At 44.4% G+C, this 19,165-nt stretch carries 16 protein-coding genes; 3 read left to right on the forward strand and 13 right to left on the reverse strand.

Annotated features, from left to right (window positions below):
* Window positions 1-76: 76 nt before the first annotated feature.
* From WC473_00545 to tgt, 7 genes are all read right to left on the reverse strand, one after another.
* Complete coding sequence (locus WC473_00545) at window positions 77-1,105, reverse strand: transglycosylase SLT domain-containing protein (GenBank protein ID MFA5124303.1); 1,029 nt, start codon at window positions 1,103-1,105, stop codon at window positions 77-79.
* A gap of 207 nt (window positions 1,106-1,312) precedes the next feature.
* A complete protein-coding gene (locus tag WC473_00550; protein ID MFA5124304.1) occupies window positions 1,313-2,938 on the reverse strand; it encodes a CTP synthase in 1,626 nt (541 codons plus the stop codon).
* A 21-nt stretch (window positions 2,939-2,959) separates the two neighbouring features.
* On the reverse strand, window positions 2,960-3,562 hold the full coding sequence (locus WC473_00555; protein MFA5124305.1) for an ATP-binding protein: 603 nt from the start codon (window positions 3,560-3,562) through the stop codon (window positions 2,960-2,962).
* Window positions 3,563-3,657: 95 nt separating this feature from the next.
* Window positions 3,658-4,095: a 50S ribosomal protein L9 gene (gene rplI, locus WC473_00560; protein ID MFA5124306.1), complete on the reverse strand. Its 438-nt coding sequence runs from the start codon at window positions 4,093-4,095 to the stop codon at window positions 3,658-3,660.
* Window positions 4,096-4,099: 4 nt separating this feature from the next.
* On the reverse strand, window positions 4,100-5,434 hold the full coding sequence (locus WC473_00565; GenBank protein ID MFA5124307.1) for a S41 family peptidase: 1,335 nt from the start codon (window positions 5,432-5,434) through the stop codon (window positions 4,100-4,102).
* Window positions 5,435-5,660: 226 nt separating this feature from the next.
* Window positions 5,661-6,713, reverse strand: coding sequence for a DHH family phosphoesterase (locus WC473_00570; protein ID MFA5124308.1), 1,053 nt, complete (start codon window positions 6,711-6,713; stop codon window positions 5,661-5,663).
* Between the two features lie 174 nt (window positions 6,714-6,887).
* Entirely contained in the window at window positions 6,888-8,012 is a 1,125-nt protein-coding gene (gene tgt / locus WC473_00575; protein MFA5124309.1) for a tRNA guanosine(34) transglycosylase Tgt, read from the reverse strand.
* A gap of 104 nt (window positions 8,013-8,116) precedes the next feature.
* Here tgt and WC473_00580 point away from each other — a divergent pair, with 104 nt between their 5' ends.
* The gene (locus tag WC473_00580; GenBank protein MFA5124310.1) at window positions 8,117-9,076 is read left to right on the forward strand and encodes a hypothetical protein; all 960 of its coding nucleotides are present in this window, start codon (window positions 8,117-8,119) and stop codon (window positions 9,074-9,076) included.
* A gap of 76 nt (window positions 9,077-9,152) precedes the next feature.
* Here WC473_00580 and WC473_00585 read toward each other — a convergent pair whose 3' ends face one another.
* The 3 genes from WC473_00585 to WC473_00595 form a co-directional block, all read right to left on the reverse strand.
* Window positions 9,153-11,171 carry a hypothetical protein gene (locus tag WC473_00585; GenBank protein MFA5124311.1) on the reverse strand — a complete coding sequence of 673 codons (2,019 nt, stop codon included), beginning with the start codon at window positions 11,169-11,171 and terminating at the stop codon, window positions 9,153-9,155.
* Window positions 11,172-11,307: 136 nt separating this feature from the next.
* Window positions 11,308-14,226 carry a DUF4012 domain-containing protein gene (locus WC473_00590; GenBank protein MFA5124312.1) on the reverse strand — a complete coding sequence of 973 codons (2,919 nt, stop codon included), beginning with the start codon at window positions 14,224-14,226 and terminating at the stop codon, window positions 11,308-11,310.
* A 158-nt stretch (window positions 14,227-14,384) separates the two neighbouring features.
* Window positions 14,385-15,506 carry a glycosyltransferase family 1 protein gene (locus WC473_00595; protein MFA5124313.1) on the reverse strand — a complete coding sequence of 374 codons (1,122 nt, stop codon included), beginning with the start codon at window positions 15,504-15,506 and terminating at the stop codon, window positions 14,385-14,387.
* A 226-nt stretch (window positions 15,507-15,732) separates the two neighbouring features.
* On the opposite strand from WC473_00595, the gene WC473_00600 reads away from it, so the two are divergent.
* Window positions 15,733-16,104, forward strand: a complete 372-nt coding sequence (locus WC473_00600; protein ID MFA5124314.1) for a hypothetical protein — start codon at window positions 15,733-15,735, stop codon at window positions 16,102-16,104.
* Window positions 16,105-16,142: 38 nt separating this feature from the next.
* Window positions 16,143-16,472, forward strand: a complete 330-nt coding sequence (locus tag WC473_00605; GenBank protein ID MFA5124315.1) for a hypothetical protein — start codon at window positions 16,143-16,145, stop codon at window positions 16,470-16,472.
* Window positions 16,473-16,558: 86 nt separating this feature from the next.
* Here the strand turns inward: WC473_00605 and WC473_00610 are convergent, their stop codons facing one another.
* The 3 genes from WC473_00610 to WC473_00620 all read right to left on the reverse strand — a co-directional run bounded on the left by WC473_00610 (window position 16,559) and on the right by WC473_00620 (window position 19,074).
* Entirely contained in the window at window positions 16,559-17,653 is a 1,095-nt protein-coding gene (locus WC473_00610; GenBank protein ID MFA5124316.1) for a glycosyltransferase family 1 protein, read from the reverse strand.
* Window positions 17,654-17,700: 47 nt separating this feature from the next.
* A complete protein-coding gene (locus WC473_00615; protein MFA5124317.1) occupies window positions 17,701-18,795 on the reverse strand; it encodes a glycosyltransferase in 1,095 nt (364 codons plus the stop codon).
* Between the two features lie 132 nt (window positions 18,796-18,927).
* Window positions 18,928-19,074 (reverse strand): hypothetical protein, encoded by a 147-nt coding sequence (locus WC473_00620; GenBank protein ID MFA5124318.1) that lies wholly within the window; start codon window positions 19,072-19,074, stop codon window positions 18,928-18,930.
* Window positions 19,075-19,165 lie beyond the last annotated feature (91 nt).

Genomic DNA, 19,165 nt, shown 5'->3' on the forward strand with positions numbered 1-19,165 from the left:
GTTTTATTCGGGGTGTTTTATTTTTTCAATAAAAATCGCCGCCTCGGTAAAACCCGAGACGGCGAGCAAGGTACGATTAAGATAAAGGAGATGCGGACTGGGGCGACTCAGTCAGTGATGCCAGTAGCGACTGACTGGTTAAGACCGCTTCTTTGGCGCACAATTCAATCCGCTCCCAGACAATAGCATGGAATTCCTTAACCTTCTTTTCGTAGTTTTTGGCGCCACCGGAGTAACGCGCCAATGCTTTGGACCAGTTGCCCTTTTCCTTAACCAGAAAATAGTGCAAGACGAAGGCGCCCATGCGAATGTTATGTTCCGGGTTTTTCAGAATACTAATGAGATTTTCCCGGAATTTCTCCACTTGACGAACTCTTTCCCGTGCCTCCTTTTTATTTTTAGCGGGCTTAATGAACTTCGGTTCTGACCAAAGACCGAAGCGCTTGGCTACTCCTTGGCCGGTACCGTATTGAACCTGCATCAAGCCATACGCTTCGGCGCAAGATTTGGCGTTCGGATCATGCCATGATTCGGTATGGGCAATCGCCACTAAAATCCCCCGCGGGAATTTATAATGGCTTTCCCATTTCTCAAAATCACGCGCCCACCTGTTGGCTTCCGCATCCGACACGCGGTGGTTGTCCCGTTGAATAAAGGCGACATAGACATTAATAACTTCTTGTGGCGACAACAACTCCAAATTAACCAAGGTCGAATCAGTCGCCTCAATTGATTGACTAAGAATCACTGACTCGGACTCGCCTGAACTGACTGCTTGTTGTTGCAGAAAAATCTTCTCTGCCTGCAATAGTTCAGAGTCCAATTCTCGCTCGTCAATAAAATCAACCGGCTCAATAGCATTCATTATCGTTAAGGCCGGCCGATCTGACTCGATCCGTTTAATCCGACAGTCTGCCCGACATTTTGCGGTATCAATGCCGGCCGCCAGAACTTGGCCTTCGCCCAGCCAGGCACCCAGCGCCACAACGGCAGAAAACGCTAAAAATGCCATAACCAACATCAGATTAACGCGTTGGATGAAAAAGTTAACGCATCCTTGGACAATCCGAATATCAGCCGATTTGCCATCAAAAAAACTGTTCATTGTAAATGTTCCTTTTGATATCTTCCCTAATTTTAGGGATTTTTTTTGACACAAGTTGGTCACAGCGACCAATGTTTATTATTATATCACACCTTTACTTTTTTGTCAAGATGTTTATCCACAGGGGGGCTAACATGCCTATCTTGATCTTTTAGAACCCAAAACCCGCCTCGGACATAGCCGTGACGGGTTTTAAATTTACCTGAATCATTTTTTTAATCCCGCTTTAATCAAGCCGAAAAACAAGGGATGCGGTTTAAGCGGCCGGGATTTGAATTCCGGATGAAATTGCACACCCACAAAAAACGGGTGCTGATCTTTAGGTAGTTCAATAATTTCCGTCAGTTGGCCGTCCGGACTTAAGCCAGAAAATACTAAGCCATGTTCTTCCATCTTTTGTTTGTAAGCCAAGTTAAACTCATAGCGATGCCGATGGCGTTCTGATATTTCCGCCGTTTGATATAAATCCCTAACCAGACTCCCCTCCTGCAAAATGCAAGGATAAGCGCCTAAGCGCATAGTATTGCCATATTGCTTATTGGCCAGTTTTTCTTCTTGTTCGGGAATAATATGAATAACCGGATTCATGGTATGCGGGTTAATCTCAGTGGTATGCGCATCGGTCAGGCTGCAGACATGGCGGGCGAATTCAATAGTCGCCAGTTGCATGCCATAGCATAAACCCAAATAAGGTATTTTATTTTCCCGCGCAAATCTAATCGCCTTGATTTTTCCTTCGATGCCGCGGCTGCCAAACCCGCCCGGCACCACTAAACAGTCAAAATCCCTTAGTTCATTCAGCTTATCCGGTTCCTTTTCGTATAAATCAGAATTAATCCACTCAATCAATGGTTGGCGATTATTATGCCAGGCGGCATATTTCAAACTTTCAATGACTGAAATATAAGCGTCAGATAAAACAAAATCACCGCTTTCAAAATATTTGCCGACAATGCCGATTCTAACTGTTTCTGTTGCGGCGTTTATTTTATCTACAAACGCTCGCCACTCCGCCAGATCCTGTTGGCGCGATTCCAGATTCAAAACCCTTAAAATCTTATTGCCCAAATCTTCTTTCTCAAAATTAATAGGAATATCATAAACGCTTTCTACATCCGGAGCAGAAATAACATTCCCCGGTTGGATATTACAAAACAAAGCCAGTTTGGCGCGGCGCGGCTCATCCACGGGATGACTGGAACGGCATAGCAGAAAATCCGGTTGAATACCCACTTCATTAATGGCACGCACCGCCATTTGCGTCGGCTTGGTTTTCATTTCACCGATTTTCGCCGGCACCGGCAAGTAGCTGACCATGACAAATGCCACATCGCCGGGATTTTGGAACTTAAGCATTCTGGCCGCCTCCAGATACAAGACATTCTGGAACTCGCCGACTGTACCGCCGATTTCAATAATACTAATCTCCGCGTCCGCTTTTTCCATGGCGCGATTAATGCGATCAATCACTTCGTAAGGGATGTGCGGCACCGCCTCTACGCATTTGCCGCCGTATTCCAAGTTGCGTTCACGATTAATGACTGACTGGTAGACGCGCCCGGAAGTCATATAATTATCGCGGCAAATGTTCTGGTCTAAGAATCTTTCATAATTGCCGATGTCCTGATCAGTTTCATCGCCGTCTTCGGTTACAAATACTTCCCCATGCTCCACCGGATTCATGGTACCGGCATCCACATTAAGGTAGGGGTCGATCTTTATGGCTGTAACCCTAAAACCTTTAGAGGCCAAAATTTTACCAATGGAAGCTGAAGCGATGCCTTTGCCGACGCCAGACATCACTCCGCCCATGACGAAAATGTACTTGGACATAATATTTGATTATTATTTATTTTATAAATATTTTCTTACCACCTCCAACGCTTTATGGAATTTCTCTTCTAAACTCCAAGTACTGGGTATCACCTGCCAATTCGGGTGGCTCTGCCAAACTTCCTTAATCAACAGGTCGTGCTTTATCGCCTCCTCCAGCGAAGTGTAGCGATTTTCATTGTTATGCTTGCCGTATTTTTCCGGTTGCGACAATGCGATGGTTTCCAGGTGAATGACCGAATCGTAATCCAATAATTCTTTTTCAAAATCAATGCCATACATAACTACGAATTCTTCAATTCCGCCCGGCATATAGGCCGCCCCTGATGGCAGGCCATTATCGCACAATAGAAGTTTGGCGCCTTTGCGATCAGCCATCAGCGAATAAGTGTTTTCCAAGGACTTCTGTAAATACAAAACGCTTTTCTGAAAAGAGTGTTGCCACCCATTGCACCAATCCAAGTGTTTGCCGGGCATGGGAAAACCGCCGGCCAAAAGCAAGGTCGCCGCTTCCGGTACGGTAATAATAATATCGCCAAACTCTTCTTTCAAAAGATTGATGATGGAAGTCTTGCCGGCACACGGCCCGCCGGTAATAACCACCTTTTTGATATCTTGGCTCATAATTTGGACGGATAAAATAAATAAATAGCAATAGCAATAAAATAAAAATAGAGGCAACGAGTCCTCTATTCAATAATGAAAAATAAAAAATCCCCTCATACGCGAACTAAGATTATTATTTCGGACATTAAACCATGGCCAAAGTCAACCTGAGCCTTAAAATCCCCGACTTCCTTCAAATGGCCGGGAAAAATCACTTTGCTCCCGCCGATATCAAAGCCTGATTTCTTCAGCGCGGCTTTGACTTCCTGTTCGGTTACAGCCGCATACAGCTTGCCGTTTTCATTGGCTTTGCCTGTGATTTGTATTTTGCGGCCGCGAATCTTTTCCGCTATTGCTTTGTATCGATTGACGGCGCTTTCCTGCGTCTTGATTTTTTTGTCTGCTTCCTGTTTAATCTTAATCAAATTTTCCGCCGTAGCCGCTAAAGCCAATCCTTGCGGAATTAAAAAATTCTGCGCATAGCCTTCGGCCACGTCTTTGACATCGCCCCGTTTATAAACTTTGGAATTTTTTAAGTAAATAACTTTCATATCGTTATTTCAATAATTCTACCGCCTTATCCAACTGCGGATCGCGATCATAATTAAAATCGTCTTCGGTTAAGTCCACTTTAACGTCCGGCTCGATTCCTTGTTCATCAATTGACGTACCACTAGGAGTAAACCACTTGGCAATGGTTAATTTGATCTGGCTGCCGTCGGGCAAATCAGTTAAATCCTGCACTGAGCCTTTGCCGAAGGTTTTCATGCCGACCAGCGTGGCTTTGCCCCAGTCCTTTAGGGCGCCGGAAACTATTTCTGAAGCTGAAGCGCTGCCGCCGTCAACCAAGACTACGGTTTTGTAATTAGCTAAGCGCGGTTGGGTATAGGCGCGATGATCCGTCTTGGCGCCATCACGATTCCTCTCCGACACCACGACTCCCTCGCCGTTCCATTCGCCGGCTATTTCTACGGCTGACTCCAGATAGCCACCAGGATTGTTGCGCAAGTCCAAAATGATTCCTTTAACTCCCGACTTGGCTAATATATTGGAGATGGCGCTATCAAAAAGCGGCATCGTATCGCCATTAAACTGTCGAACTTTAAGGTGGGCGATCGTGCCCCCGGCTAAATATTCCAAAGCCAGGCTTTTGACCACAATGGGCGCTCGGGTGATTTCAATCACCTGCGATTCTGTCCAGCCCTCGCGATAAATCGTCAAATTAACCTTAGTTCCGGCTTTACCGCGAATCAAATTAACGGCTTGCTGGGAACTCATATCTTCGGTGGAGGTGCCATTGATCTTTAAAATCCAATCTTTCGGTTTTAACCCGGCTCTCATGGCCGGTGAGTCATCTAAAGGCGAAACAATAATAAGCTGACTGTTTTTGACGGCGATTTCCGCGCCAATGCCTTCGAAGGTGCCATTAAGATCTTCCTGAAATTGCTGAGCGTCAGAAGGGGTAAGGAAAACTGAATAAGGATCGCCTAAAGCCGCCACCATACCCTGCAAAGAACCATAAAACAACTTGGTATCAGGTATGTCCCGGGCGTAATATTTATCATGGATAATACCCAAGGTGTCCCAATACAACTGAAAATTAACGTCCTTCTTGAGATAAGCGGGCAAGACTGATATAGCGGCGTCATCAACAGTAGAGCTTGCCGACTCGGCCGCCCTCGCTTCGCTAGTTGCTATTATTTGATTATCCGATCCTTTAATGATCTTAACATCGGATATTATATTGCCCCGTCCGCCAACCGCCGCGCCGATAATAAAACTAATAAGCACCAAAACGACGGTTATCCACAAGGCCAAAGGTTGACGCAAAAAAGACCAGTGCGAAGGATTGTCTGCTATTGTTGGATTATTATTGGGCATGGAGTCCATAAATCTTTTAGTCATTACTCAAATAAAGCTGTTTGATCCTGCGAGCGGTAAAAACGAAACAACTTTTGACATCATTATAGCATAAATCGCCGGCATGGCAAAACCGTCCTCTAACCGCTATCTGTCAGCTAATAAAATAAAAACCTCGGATTAAAATCCGAGGGTGTAAAAGTACGTGTTTTAAGCGGCAACAATTGGCAATTAGATGCTGAAGTTGCTAATAAGGCTAATTCAGAATTAAATTGGTAATCAACGCCTGGGCCGTCGCTATCCGTTGCATCTTATTGATGGAAGAGTGGAAAAAACCGAACGCAAAAGGCAATTGGACTCCGCCTTCCCATAATCCCCATTTGGAAACTTTGGCTCCGCCAGATCCGAAACGGGAACGTATGAACTCATCAAGGGGCGTGCCGAAATCGGTGCCGCGTGCCGAAATCACAATTTGATTGTCATCAACCGTGGCCCAAACTACAGCCAAAGAAAACCCCTTGATCCGAATAAAAAAATCCGCTACGCGAGCAATGACCGTGGCTTCTTTTGAAGTTACCTCTCCGGCATAAGCCACCACCTTCATGCCTTGAACAGACATGGAGTTCAAAGCGCATTTAAGCGCTTCCATGTAGATTTGGGAAATCTGATAGTTAATGAAAAATTGCAGATCCGCTTCTTTGGCCAGACCGGCGACTTCGGCAAACGCTTCGCGATCCTTGCCACCGGCACTGATTAGTCCCTTGGTATCCATATAAATACCCAAAGAAAGCAGTAGGGGCAAATCTTTAAAATCGCCGTTGAACTTAGCGGTGTTCAACAAGTCCAAACCCGCGATGAGCTCGCACATCATGGTGGCGCAGGCGCCAAAATCTTCCAGCCAAATAAAATTCTCGTCGGTTTCCCGGAGTCTGTCATTTCGATGATGATCAATGACTATCGTAAGTTGCAATTTATCCTTAGCGTGTTTGAGCCGACTGTCGGAGGGCGAGTTGGCATCAACCATAACATAACTGTTGCTATCCGGAAAATCATTCCAACTGCCAATCGGTTGCATCCGCCGTTCTAAAGACAATTTATTGATGATGGCCTCATTCTGTTCATCGGCGGATTCGTCGCAGTAAAGGACTGTAATCTGCTCAATACCGAATGACTTGGCAATAAATCTCATAGCTTCAGCGGAGGCCATGGAGTCGGGATCCAAGTGAGTCAGAATTACAACCAGCGGTTTGCTGTTATCTTTTATTTGCCCTAAAATACGCTTAAATTTTTCCAAACGATCATTTTCCATCGTAATTCTCCCTGCTGATTCTGTCGGATCAGCTTGTTATTTATGCATTTCTTGGTTTTAACGTGCTTCTCAACAGTTTATTCTACCTGATTTTTATCTTATTGTCAAGGGCCAGCTGAGGATAAAAAACATCCGAGTTTATCGGATGTTAATCATGATTTATAATAATTATTTTTATAAGTTGCCTTTTTTAATTTGTCGCCGAATATCCCCCATCAATTGCAAATAAAAATCAAGATTATTAAGGGTGGCCAAACGCATAGCTAAAGGTTCGCCGGTTTTGAACAGATGATGCAGATAAGCTTTGCTGTATTGTTTGAGGTTGGTTTGATTGATGGGAGAGAAATCGTGTTTGAATTTAGCGTTGGTAATGTTGATGGCTTGATAATCAAATTGTGAATTGACTTTCGACTTTATAGACTTGCGACATTCGACTTGCACATACAGTCTTCCATGACGGGCTTCGCGGGTCGGGATGACGCAATCAAACATATCCACGCCTCGTTTGACCGCTTCAATAATATTTTCCGGCGTGCCCACGCCCATCAAATATCTCGGTTTATCCGCTGGCATCTGCGGCGCCAGATAATCCAACACCTCGTACATTTCTTTGTTGGTCTCGCCTACAGCCAATCCGCCGACCGCATAACCGTCAAAATCCAGTTTAACTAAATCGGCGAGGGATTGTTCTCGTAAATCGCGATAGACTCCGCCTTGAATGATAGCAAAATACAATTGCTTGTTTTGATCTTTGGCTTTGGACTTTCGGCTTTTAATCACTTTTGCCGCCTCCTTTGCCCATTTGGTTGTAACTTCAACCGCTTCTTTGACTTCTTGATGTTTGGCGGTTGAAGGCGGACAGACGTCCAAAATCATGGCGATGTCCGAACCGATAGTTTTCTGAATATCCAAGACCGATTTAGGCGTCAAGATGTGCTTACTACCATCCAAGTGCGATCTGAACTCCACACCATGAGGCAGGATTTTCCTGATTTTGGATAGCGAAAACACCTGAAAACCGCCGGAGTCGGTCAGGATGGCTCCGCGCCAATCCATAAACTTATGCAAACCGCCGGCGGCAGACAGCACTTCCCTGCCCGGCGTCAAATACAAATGATAGGTGTTGGATAATAATATCGGCGAACCAAGATCTTTAACATCATCGGCAGATAGATTTTTGACTGCGCCCTTAGTGGCAATCGGCATAAAAAACGGCGTCTTAATGATGCCGTGAGCGGTTTTTAATTTTCCTAACCGCGCTTGAGATTCATTGGATTTTTTAAGCAGTTTAAAACTCATCTTGACAAAATTTTATCTGTTTGTTATAATGATAAGTCATGAATAAAGCACTTTAAAAATATAGTTCAATAAACCAACAAACAACAATTCTGGAGGGACAACTCATGAATCATCAGAACAATTTGTCAGAAGCACGTAAAGAATGCCAGAAGGTCTTGATAGCGATTCTGCTTGGCTCTGCCATCGGCGGAGTTATCACCCTAAAATATTTGCCTGGACTATGGTGGATATTGGGCGCCTTCATCGGCGGATTTATCGCGGTGATCTCGTATCAGCCATCAACTGTCTGGAAAGCACTGCTTTTTATCGGCAAATCACTGGTTTATATCTGCCGCTTAGTGAAGGCGGGTTGGCAATATATTATTGTATTCCTGATTATAACGATAATTTTTGAAGTCGGTATGGTGGCAGGCATGGGGTTTATGCACTGTGGCTTATTCATTTGCCAGCACAACAACCTTCATTATTGGGATAATGGGACACGTTTACCCATTACCAATACCTATGAAGGCAATACTGATGATATCGTCTTTGGAGGCCTTTGTATTTTTCTAATAACCATGATTGTGTTCATGAGCTTGTTATCACCACTAATTAACAGATTAATCGACTGGTATAGGAGAAAAATTAACCAACCGAAAGATGATGACGTTGATCACTGGTTTATTGTATTCCTCCACCTATCGCTAATCTTCAACCTGATCGGCCTTACCCTTTTCGGACTGTTCAATCCCTGGACGGCGGAAGCAACCTGGGGTTATATCGCGCCTTACTGCCTGATTGGCTTAGTTTTATTAGGAATGATGATAATCGTAATATTATGGCTTCTGTTCGTCTGGCTGGTAATAAAGTGCGTCTACTGGCTTTGGATCGTAGGCCGGTGGCTAATCAGGCTGATATTCAATGACGGCCGATTGACCTGCTTTGTTTGCGCCTTTTTCGGTGTAGCCGGCAGTGTCGGGTTTGACGTCGGAATTGTCGGTATCGCAACCTCGGCTTTAATCTCTGCTATTTTCGGATCTATAGCAAGAGCTTTCGTTCTTCATGGCCCTGTACAAAAATAACGTGCAGACATGAACCGCACTTTATCCGCCCTGGCGCTTTTGCGCCGGGGCGATTTTATTTGCCGGTACCGCCGCGCTATTCCACTATACCTGACAAATTACCAATAATCGGATCGGAAAAAGCCGTGGTAACCGCCCTGATCGTCTTGGAAATATCCGAACCTGTTTCCAAGTCCTTGGCCGTCAATTTAAACTCCGGAATCAGAATCAACACTCGACCGATATCGTCAGTCGTCGGCTTAATGGACACGTTAAAATCAATAGCGGCATCTTTGACTGATTTGGGAAGTTTGGAAATCCGCCAAGACAGCCTTTTAGTTTTGGAATTATACAAAAAATCTCCGGTATTGTGGTTTTCCTTGTCATCCCAATTGACAAATTTTGGCAAAATAGCGCTAACTTCAATATTACCGATGTCATGCAGATTATTAGTCAAAGACAGACGAATATTATAAGAAGAAGTTTCATCGGCTTGGGGTGTAATCGGTCCAGAACCTAGGGGTAAATTATCTTCATTATAATAACGCGCCCCGGCAATCAAACTTAAGTCGGAATTAATGGAATTAGTGATGGTTTTTGAATTAATAGTATTAACGCCATCCGTATTTTTAACTTTGGCTTGAGCCGAGCTTTCTACGCTGAATTTAGACACATCCAGCGAGCTGATGGCCGCCAAATCCTTAACCCTTAACTGAAAAGACACCGCGCCTTCTTCGCTGGGACGCAAATTCAACAAACTGGGTAACTCTTTACCGGTCCAAACAATCACATCCTCGCCGACTTTACCCAGATGATCACTGCTTAAGGTCGCCCAGTCCAAAATCTGAGAATCTAATTTAACTGTTAACTCCACATTCTTTATGTCTTCGGTACCGGTATTCTTAAAATTAATCGTATACACCAACAAATCGCCGAAAGACACCGGTTGATCCTCGCCTGAACCATTGACCACCACGCTCAAGCTTAATTGATCCCTAACCACAGCGGTAATGGCCGATTGCTCGCTTTGCAGGATATACTCGCTTTGATTTTTCAAATTGACTTTAACTTTGAATTCCTGATTGCCTGAATCAATAATACCCGAGTAATTGCCGCCAATGGTTATTTTTTTGTCGCTGGTGGTGGCGATATCGGTGGAAGTTGCCAGATTGGCTATAGCCCAGACATTGTTGGTGCCATCTTTAGCGGCAGGCGTAGTGGAAGACAAAACAAATCCCGGCGGATATTCAGCCACTACCTCCAAATCAGTCAAGACCTCGGTGCCGACATTGCGCAAGTCAACAGTGTAAAAAATATTCTGATTGGCCAGGGTTTTATCGGGTCCGGATACGGTCAAAATAATCGTGGAAGCGTTAACGCCCATATCCAAGTTGAATTTCTGGCTGAACTCAGCGTTTAAATTGGCCGGCTTGAAAGTCATGGCGCCACTAATGTTTTGCACAGAATTCAAAGGAGCGATAATTATTCCGCGCAATTCTATTTTTTGCGTTTCGCCAATTTTTAAAACCGAAATATTCCAAGTATTCTTCTTGTCGCCGGTTGCCAATGGTGAAGAAGAAACGAGCTGAAAGGTGTCGGGATATTTTAATTCTATATCTAAATCATAAAGATTGACTCGCTCGCGATTAGTAATAATAACGGTATAAATGCCCTCCTGGCCGGAAACAATGGAAATAGGCGGTTCTAATTTGAAAGTCACGCGTTCGTTGGTAAAAGTATCACTGTTAAGATTAGCAAAAATCAGGTAAATGATAGCCGCACCGACCAACAACACTGCCAAAACCGCGATCAAAGTATAAACTATGGTTTGCCACAAAGGCCGTTCATTAAGCTCCAATCTGGTCAAATCCGGTATGACTCCGTCATCATCAGTATAAACCTCAGCTAAATCGCGGGAAATTTCTTTTTGCCTGCCGGCACTGCCGTGCTTTAATTGAAACAAACTGCGTTTAGCGGGTTTAGCCGCCGGCCGATTATTTTTTTCCATCACTTCAACAATATCATCCTGCATGATGCCGACGTTATTTTTCATTTCCGGCGATTCTTGATCATTGGCTTGATCGCTAATCTTGCTTTTTAAATTTTGTTCTGACATAAAATAATAAGTGTTCCATAATTTTCAATAATCAATTCGCAAACAATTTCCTTATGATAAAATCATAAAAATTAAATGATTCGGTCATTGTTTGGAAATTGCAAATTAAAAATTATGTGTTATAAGTTATTTAAAATCATTTAATGAAGGCGATGCTTAAATAGCGGTTTTGATCCGTTAAAGCCCGGGAATACACGTTATTGTTTTCTACTGTGGCAGACTTAGGATAAATCAGCTTGGGCGACAAATTATCGCTGTAAGTGACAACGCTTTGGATCTGGTCGTTACTGCGTCCGGATTGTTTCTGAAAAACAAAGTTATACGGCGCTATTTCCGGAGTGAAAAAGTCAGCCGCCGACATGATTAATCCTTTGGGTTTAAAATTTTTTCCGACCTTAAACGGCAAGCGATAAATCAACACCGCTTCCTGACTTTCACCCGGACCGATTACTGTCCAATTGGCAAAAACCGTATAATTGTTTTCTTGATAAATTTTAGTTCCTCCGATACTGTCAACCGCTCCTGTTTCTCCCGCCAACGAGTCACTTTCAACTGCGCCTTGATCCAAATCCTTGTAAGCGGAATCGGCAAAATCTTTAAAGCCGTAAGCGCCCAAAAGTTCACTGCCTGAAGGCACATAAACCCGCAGATAAGTATTATTGGCCGTCTTTCTTAACGGGTCTTCCGCCGAAGAAGCGTTATAGCGACTGATAACGACTCGATCTATGACCGAACCGTCAGCTTTTATTTCCGCTTGATGGTATATGCTTTGACGCACCAGATCATCGGTTTTACCGCCACCGATATTGGTAGTGACGACATTTAAGTAGTCCGTGTAAGGGGCGGGCGTTGCCAGGGCGCCGGCCCAATCATTTTTGAGCGCAAATTCCTGCAAGTCGCCACTGGTAAAATACAACTGAATATCACTGGATCTAAGGGCGCCGGCAATAACCTCAGCCAGACGCAGATTGTCTTTGGGCGGCAAATTGAAAATCTTATCCAGAATTTTTGGCGCTAATTCCGATAATATTTTCTTAGGTTTGGACTTATCCGCCGCTTGCAGTTCAATACTGCGTTGCAATTCCTCTTCAAAATTATCAGCAGTGATCGTTTTACCGTATTGCGACAAACTAATCGGCCCGGTCACTTGGAGTAAGTTTTTGAGCCAGCCGGAATTGATGGCGATCACGCCGTCTACGGTCGGCCCGCCGGATTTTTCATAAAACCATTTGATGTTAGCCGCCGAAGTCGGCCAATCAGGCCACCAATTGGCGTCCTGGAATTCCCAACGACTACAAACCAAACGCAACGGTTCGGGCGGAGTCAATATCTTATTAAAACCGGCTTTAACATCATAAGTGCCACCTTGCGGGATAGTGATTTTCTCTATTTTGCCGTTTTTAAAATCAACCAAAGCATAACTGCCCATGAATCCGCCGGTAGCGCGCAGCTCATTGTCATTCTGGAATACCAGTAAATAACGGCGCAATTCATTATCGCCCAAAACGGCAGCGGAAAAATCCAAGGTTTCTTGAAGTTGACTTAACGCACTGACAGCTTGGGGCAAGGCGCTTTTAAGTTTGATAAATTGCTCCTTACTGCTCTCTGGCAAATGAGCCGGATTGACTGATTCGGCGTTAGAGGCGGCGGCGGATAATTCAGCCACGGCCGGCTTGACCGCCGAAGAAAAACTCCTAACCCGATTAGATAATGATAAGTCAGTGGAAGAAGAAATGTCATTGATGCCGGACAATAATCCGGAAGCGGCGGCGGACAAATGCTCCCCCATCTCCAGGGTGTTCTTACCGCTTTTATAAATATTACCAGCCGGAGTTATATCAGCCAAAACAGTAATAAACGATTTAATTTGGTCTAATTGCGACCGCGCCGATTGAAAACTCTGCTGAGCCGAGGCAAAATCAGTTTGCGCTGAAGCAAAATCAAGGGTCTTGAGTTTATCACCGGCATCAGACATATTGCCCACCGCTTGCTCGGCTACGCCCATCACTTCGCCTCTGACACTTAAAGCATTATCCCAATAAGTGATGACTTTGACTGAACCGAATAGGGCCAAAAGTACGCCGCAAAAAACCGCTGCCGGCCGAAGTAGCGATTTGCGGAATTCAAAATTGGAAAAAGAAAAGTCCAACTGACGTTTAGGCCAGCCGACTGACGGCGGCTGAGAATTCAAAACTACGCCTCGACGCAAAAAAGGATTGGTTTCCAAATATTTTTCCCGTACATCCTTGGCCGAAAGTGGCGTTGGCAACGGGCGAATCTTAGTTTGAGGCGAGTACTCCTTAATCAATTCTGCAATGGTCGGCGCCTCATTAACGATGATTAAATCACTGATCACCGCCGCTTTATGCGGTTCATCGCCGGGTTTGGGCAAATAGATCACCTGATCACGGGACTTGGCTTTGCGGACAAACAGATACATCAGCCAAAAAAACTTATACACAGACAAATAAACACGATAAAACTGATTGGTAATAAACAAAAACAAATTGACAAAAGATATTTCCGCCAGGCGATCAATTGCGTTGTTGCCGGTTTGAGCCGGCAGTTTGGATTCCAATTTGGCGCGGGAAAATAGAATAAGAAAAAAAATCTTAATGATCTGGGCGGTTCTTAATAGATACAAGTATATTTCACTGCGCGAAAAATCAAAAAACTCTAAAATCCCGAATCGAGACAATATCTTTCCGGCCGGCATATCCTCTACCGGCCAATCGCGGCGTTGCTCCGGTTTATTCTTCTCTATCCTTCCGGCCTTGGATAGATTCAATAAATGGGGGGAACGATAAACATCCAATTGATTTTCGGCAATGCGCAAATTAAAAGTTTTGAGCGGTGGCTGATTGACGATTATCTCGGTTTTATCGGCCGGTTTGCCGATCGCGCTACCACTAGGACTGCCGTCTGGCGCAAACAAAATATCAGCCGTTTTGCGGCTGGAAGCGCGTGATTTTCGGACCGTTTTTTTGACTTTCTTCTCCAAATCAAAAAACTTTGGCTCAAGTCCTTCTTTGTTTAAAGATTTTTTCTTTGCCACCTTGATAAATTTTGTTTACATCTGGATATATTATAACACAAACACCAGAAGTCAAACAACTCCGGGTGTGGATAACATTAATGACTTATAATTGATAACGATGATACCATTTATATTTTATGCTTGAGACATCAATACAAATGAATTATACGGATAATCTATTTAACTATTGAATCATACAACACGACTGTTTCCTCGGCCATCCTCTGCCAAGAAAATCGCTTAATATTTTCCCGCGCCCGATCAATCAACTGCTGCCGCAGATCGGCATCAGCCAAAACTGAAACAATCTTATCCGCCATACTCTTGGAACTTTGAGGGTCAAAATAGGCCGCTGAATCATCCAAGACTTCCGGCAAGCAACTGGCATTTGACGAAACTACCGGCAAGCCATAACTCTGAGCTTCCAACGGCGGCAGGCCGAATCCTTCCATTAATGACGGAAAAGCATACAAACGCGCATTGGAATACAAACAAACCAATTCTTCATCTGTCAAATAGCCGGGTAAAATTATTTTATTTTTCAACTCTTCTTTTATTCCCTCACCCAAGCGCTGATAAAAAAAGCTTTCTTTGCCGGCCAGAACCAATTGCCAATCAGGCTGTTGCCTTAAAATGATTTCAAACGCTTCAATCAGTTTTTCCAGATTTTTGTGCGGATAAGCCGAACCGACATAAAGCAAAAAATCCTGTTTGATGCCTAGCCTCTCAAACAATAACGGACAAGAAACCGGCGACAGGCGCGGTAAATCCGTCCCCTCATAAACCACCGAGATTTTTTCCGGCCGGATTTCCAGTAAGCGCGCAATATCATCTTTGGTGTAGCGGGAAACAGCGATGATTTTTCTGGCACGCTTGGCCGCCCGAGAAATTACCAGCCGATACATTGCTAATTTAAATTTATACAACCAGGGGTTAAGGGTGGTGGCTCGACTGGACGGATAATGGCTGACAATCAAATCATGGATGGTTACAACATAACGGCCGAAAAAAAACAGTGGAACATTGAAGTGAGTAAAGTGAACTAAATCCGGCTGGTGGGAATAAATTAAAAACGGTAAAAGAATCTGTTCAAACAAGCCATAAACCCGGAAATCTGCGCGATATTTTTTGAAGTTGGGATTCTGTGGCTGATACTCATCATAATTCTGTTGTTGCAACAAGATGACATACTGATTATGCGTGTCCGTGACTTCCAGGTTTTTGATAAGTTCCTGGGTGTAACGGCCAATACCGGCATGTTTAGTGCCATAAAGGCGCGCGTCTATTAGTATTTTCATAATGCATTAATATTAACACTTATTTGATTTTTGAACAAAAATAACGTATATTGTAAGTAACTGTTTTATCTTATTTTAGGTATTTTATTGCTCTTAGAAGCATGCAAGCCATATTCTGTGGATAACTGTCTTGACAAAATAATCAAGGTGTGCTATAATTATATAATGTAGTTTTTGTAATTTTTTGAAGATAGGCGTGGACATTAACAACTGAAGGAGTGTAAGTATGCCTTTGGAAGCCGAGGAAAACTGGGGACTCTGGTATGACTTGATGGAAACCCCGCCGGAAGTGCCGGATCTGGGACACCAGAAACCGCCACGCCGAAAACGGCTGAAAATCCGTCTGCCTGGCGGCCGTCGTAAAGTCCTAAAGGGCAAACGTGGCGGTGAAAACGTACCCTGGTATGCAAGGTACAAGGATTCCTGGGGTAGCTTTCCGACACGCTCGGAGCGCCTGGACGCGCGCCATGATTTGCGCGAGGCCATAAGGGATGCCGTGGAAGAGGAACCGTCCTCCTTAAAACAACCCCGACGCGAGCTTGTCTTCGCTTCGTATGGCGGAGACGGCGAGGGCAACGCCGGTTGCCTGATGTACTAAACTAACCGATGAAATTGAAATATAAGGAGACTGGTGAGATGGAAACAAATCCGATTGGTCGCATTCTCATTATTGTAGGGGTTGCAATGAGCGTGATCATGTTATTCTTTACCATAAGCAATGCGACGAACGACGAGAAAGCCAGAAAGGTTGCGGAGACCTACGGATTTTCCAGTGTTATGATCATTGACCAAAAAAACGAAATTGACAGCCACGGCAACAGTATCGGCGTATTCTATTGCGTCGCCACTAACGCCGGTGGCAATCCTGCGGTGGTCAAGGTGATCAAATCGCTGGACGGCGGCGATTGGAAAATCCGCGTTCAAGGCGATATGCCTGATTTCCCGGCGCCACTAAAGCACCCATAAAAACTTCGCACCTTACTCCCCGCTTGGGCCTTCTGCTCAAGCGGGTGTTTTATTTATATTTATGAAAGGTAACTCGCTCAATAATATTAAGAAACAATGCTTTTCAATGTCTCCTCCGCTGTTTTATCCCAACCAAACATCTTAGCCCGCTCGCGTCCGCGACTGGAAAGCTCTGCGCCCAACTCATTATTCCGCCATAACTCAGACATCGCTTCAGTGATACTGTTTATATCATAAGGGTCAACCAACAGACCGCAATCAGCCAATACCTCACCCTGTGACGAATTGTTGCCGGCGATAACCGGACAGCCCGAAGCCATAGCTTCCAAAATAGGCAAACCAAAACCCTCATAAAATGACGGGTAAACCAAAGCGCGCGCCAATCGGTATAAGGCCGGCTTATCTGCTTCCGGCACGTAACCGATCATTTTTATCCTCTCATTACTTTTAATGGCTTTTAACTCCTTCTGATTCTTCCAACCGCCGGCGCCGGCTATAACCAGTTGAGTCTCAGGTATTTTTTCTAACGCCTTTAAAACGCCGAGCAAGTTCTTGCGCGGCTCCAGCGAAGAAACAAACAACAAAAACTTATCCGGCAAATCATACTTTTCTTTCACTGCTCTTAATTCCTCGGCCGGAATTTCCTGCTGATACTTCTCCCCCACCCCCAAATATACAGTCTTAATCTTTTCAACCGGCAAGGCCAACAAATCAACCAAGTCCCGCTTGGTACTTTCGCTATCGGCTATAATAGTATCGGCGCGATTCAATACTCCCGAAGCCAAAATCAATTTATGCCACCATTGCTGTCGAAATGTAAAGAATTCCGGATGAATTAAAAAAGACAGGTCATGGACGGCAATGATCAACCGGCAAGAATCGGCAACGGAAATAAAATTAAGATTCGGCGCAAAAAACGCCTCCGCCCCGCCACAAAGCTTATCCAATTTCGGTCGGCCGGTAGAACCCAAACTCAGATTCAATAGTTTATTGGGATAACGGAAAATCTTTGTTTGGTAGCCCAGGTCCGATAAATCGACTGCCTGGGATGAGTTGGCAAACAATAGCCAATCATGACCATTATCAATTAAACGCAGGTGCCGTGACAGATTATGAGCATACCAGGAAACGCCGGAATATTTTGCGTCCAACAGGCAACGGCCATCAAAAATTATTTTCATAAATTATCAACTTTAGATCATTCGCTTCACTCGTAATGACAGGATAATTATTTGGGTAAAGTTATTGTCCTGATAAACTCCATCATGTTCTCCTTAAATCGCTCGGTAGAAAATTGCTCGGCATGCCGACTAATCGCCTGAGGATCGTATTTCTCCGGCTGGAAACGGATTACCATATCAGCCAAATCTTCCCAAATCTGTTCATCAAATAATTCTCCGCTCAAACCAGGCTCAATAGTCTCAGTGGCACCGCCACGGTTATAGGCGATTACCGGCCGGCCCGAAGCCATGGCTTCAATGGCGGTAATGCCAAAGTCCTCTTCCTGCGGGTTTATGTACGCTAAACAATTAGCATATAATTCCCTTTTGGTTTCATCGTTTACCCGGCCCAAAAATTCCACATTCGGCTTAGCCAGCGACTTTAAACGTTTTAGCTCCGGCCCCAGGCCAAAAACCTTAAGCGGTATGCCCAAACGGGAAAAAGCCCGCACCGTCAGATCAAATCTTTTATAAGGCACCAGCCGTCCGCCGGCCAAAAAATATTTTTTCGGCTTGTCGGAGATCGTGAACTGCGCCGTATCCACCGGCGGATAAACCACTTGGCTACCGCGCTGATAGTATTTCTTGATCCTGCCGGCCACAGTCTGCGAATTGGCAATAAAATAATCCACGCGGTCAACGGCCAGACGATCCCAAGTGCGCAATTGGCGCAAGGTCAAGGGCAAGAATTTTTTAATCGGCATGATGACTTTGAGTTCATCCAGATAATTATGAGTGTCGTGCCACAGGTAGCGGGTCGGCGTATGGCAATAACAAATATGGATTGTGCCGGGATGCGTAATAACACCCTTGGCAAAAGATGAGGCCGAAGAAATGACCAAATCATAACCTCGCAAATCATGACTCTCAATAGCGGCAGGCATCAACGGCAAATACCATTGGTATTTTTTTACGCCCCAAGGAAACGACTGCAAGAAAGAAGTATTGATTTTCTTGTCTGCAAAGTAACTGTTGGTCTTGGCTTTGTCCGCGACAATAGTGAATATCGGCGCTTCAGGAAACATTCCCTTAAGCACCTTTAATACTTGTTCGGCGCCCCCGTCCTGCACCAGATGATCGTGGATCAAAGCGATTTTGGGCATAAAGATAATGCTGTTATTTTAGCCGATAGACAAAAATTAGGCAAACTAAAACCGTTTAAGGCTTCTCTAATTAAAAAAGCTCTGTGCAATATTGAACAGAGCGTAACTATGGATTGCATGCAGTAATAGCATTTATGCCTTTAATGCAGCATCAATGATTTTCAAAGCGATTTCTTCACTAAACTCGCTTATTAGTTGGCTATATATCTCTTTTGTAACATCAAATCCCGCAGCGATTACCTTAATAGCTTGATTCTCACCAAAACCCGCGCTTTGCATTGCGCCATAAATTTTCTTTAAAGCCTCAAAATATCCTTTGGAGTAACTCTTCTTATATCCATCTTCCTATGTCTCATCCATAGACACTTCT

It is taken from the genome of Patescibacteria group bacterium, assembly GCA_041650895.1.
Lineage (GTDB): Bacteria > Patescibacteriota > Patescibacteriia > 2-01-FULL-39-33 > 2-01-FULL-39-33 > CAISTG01.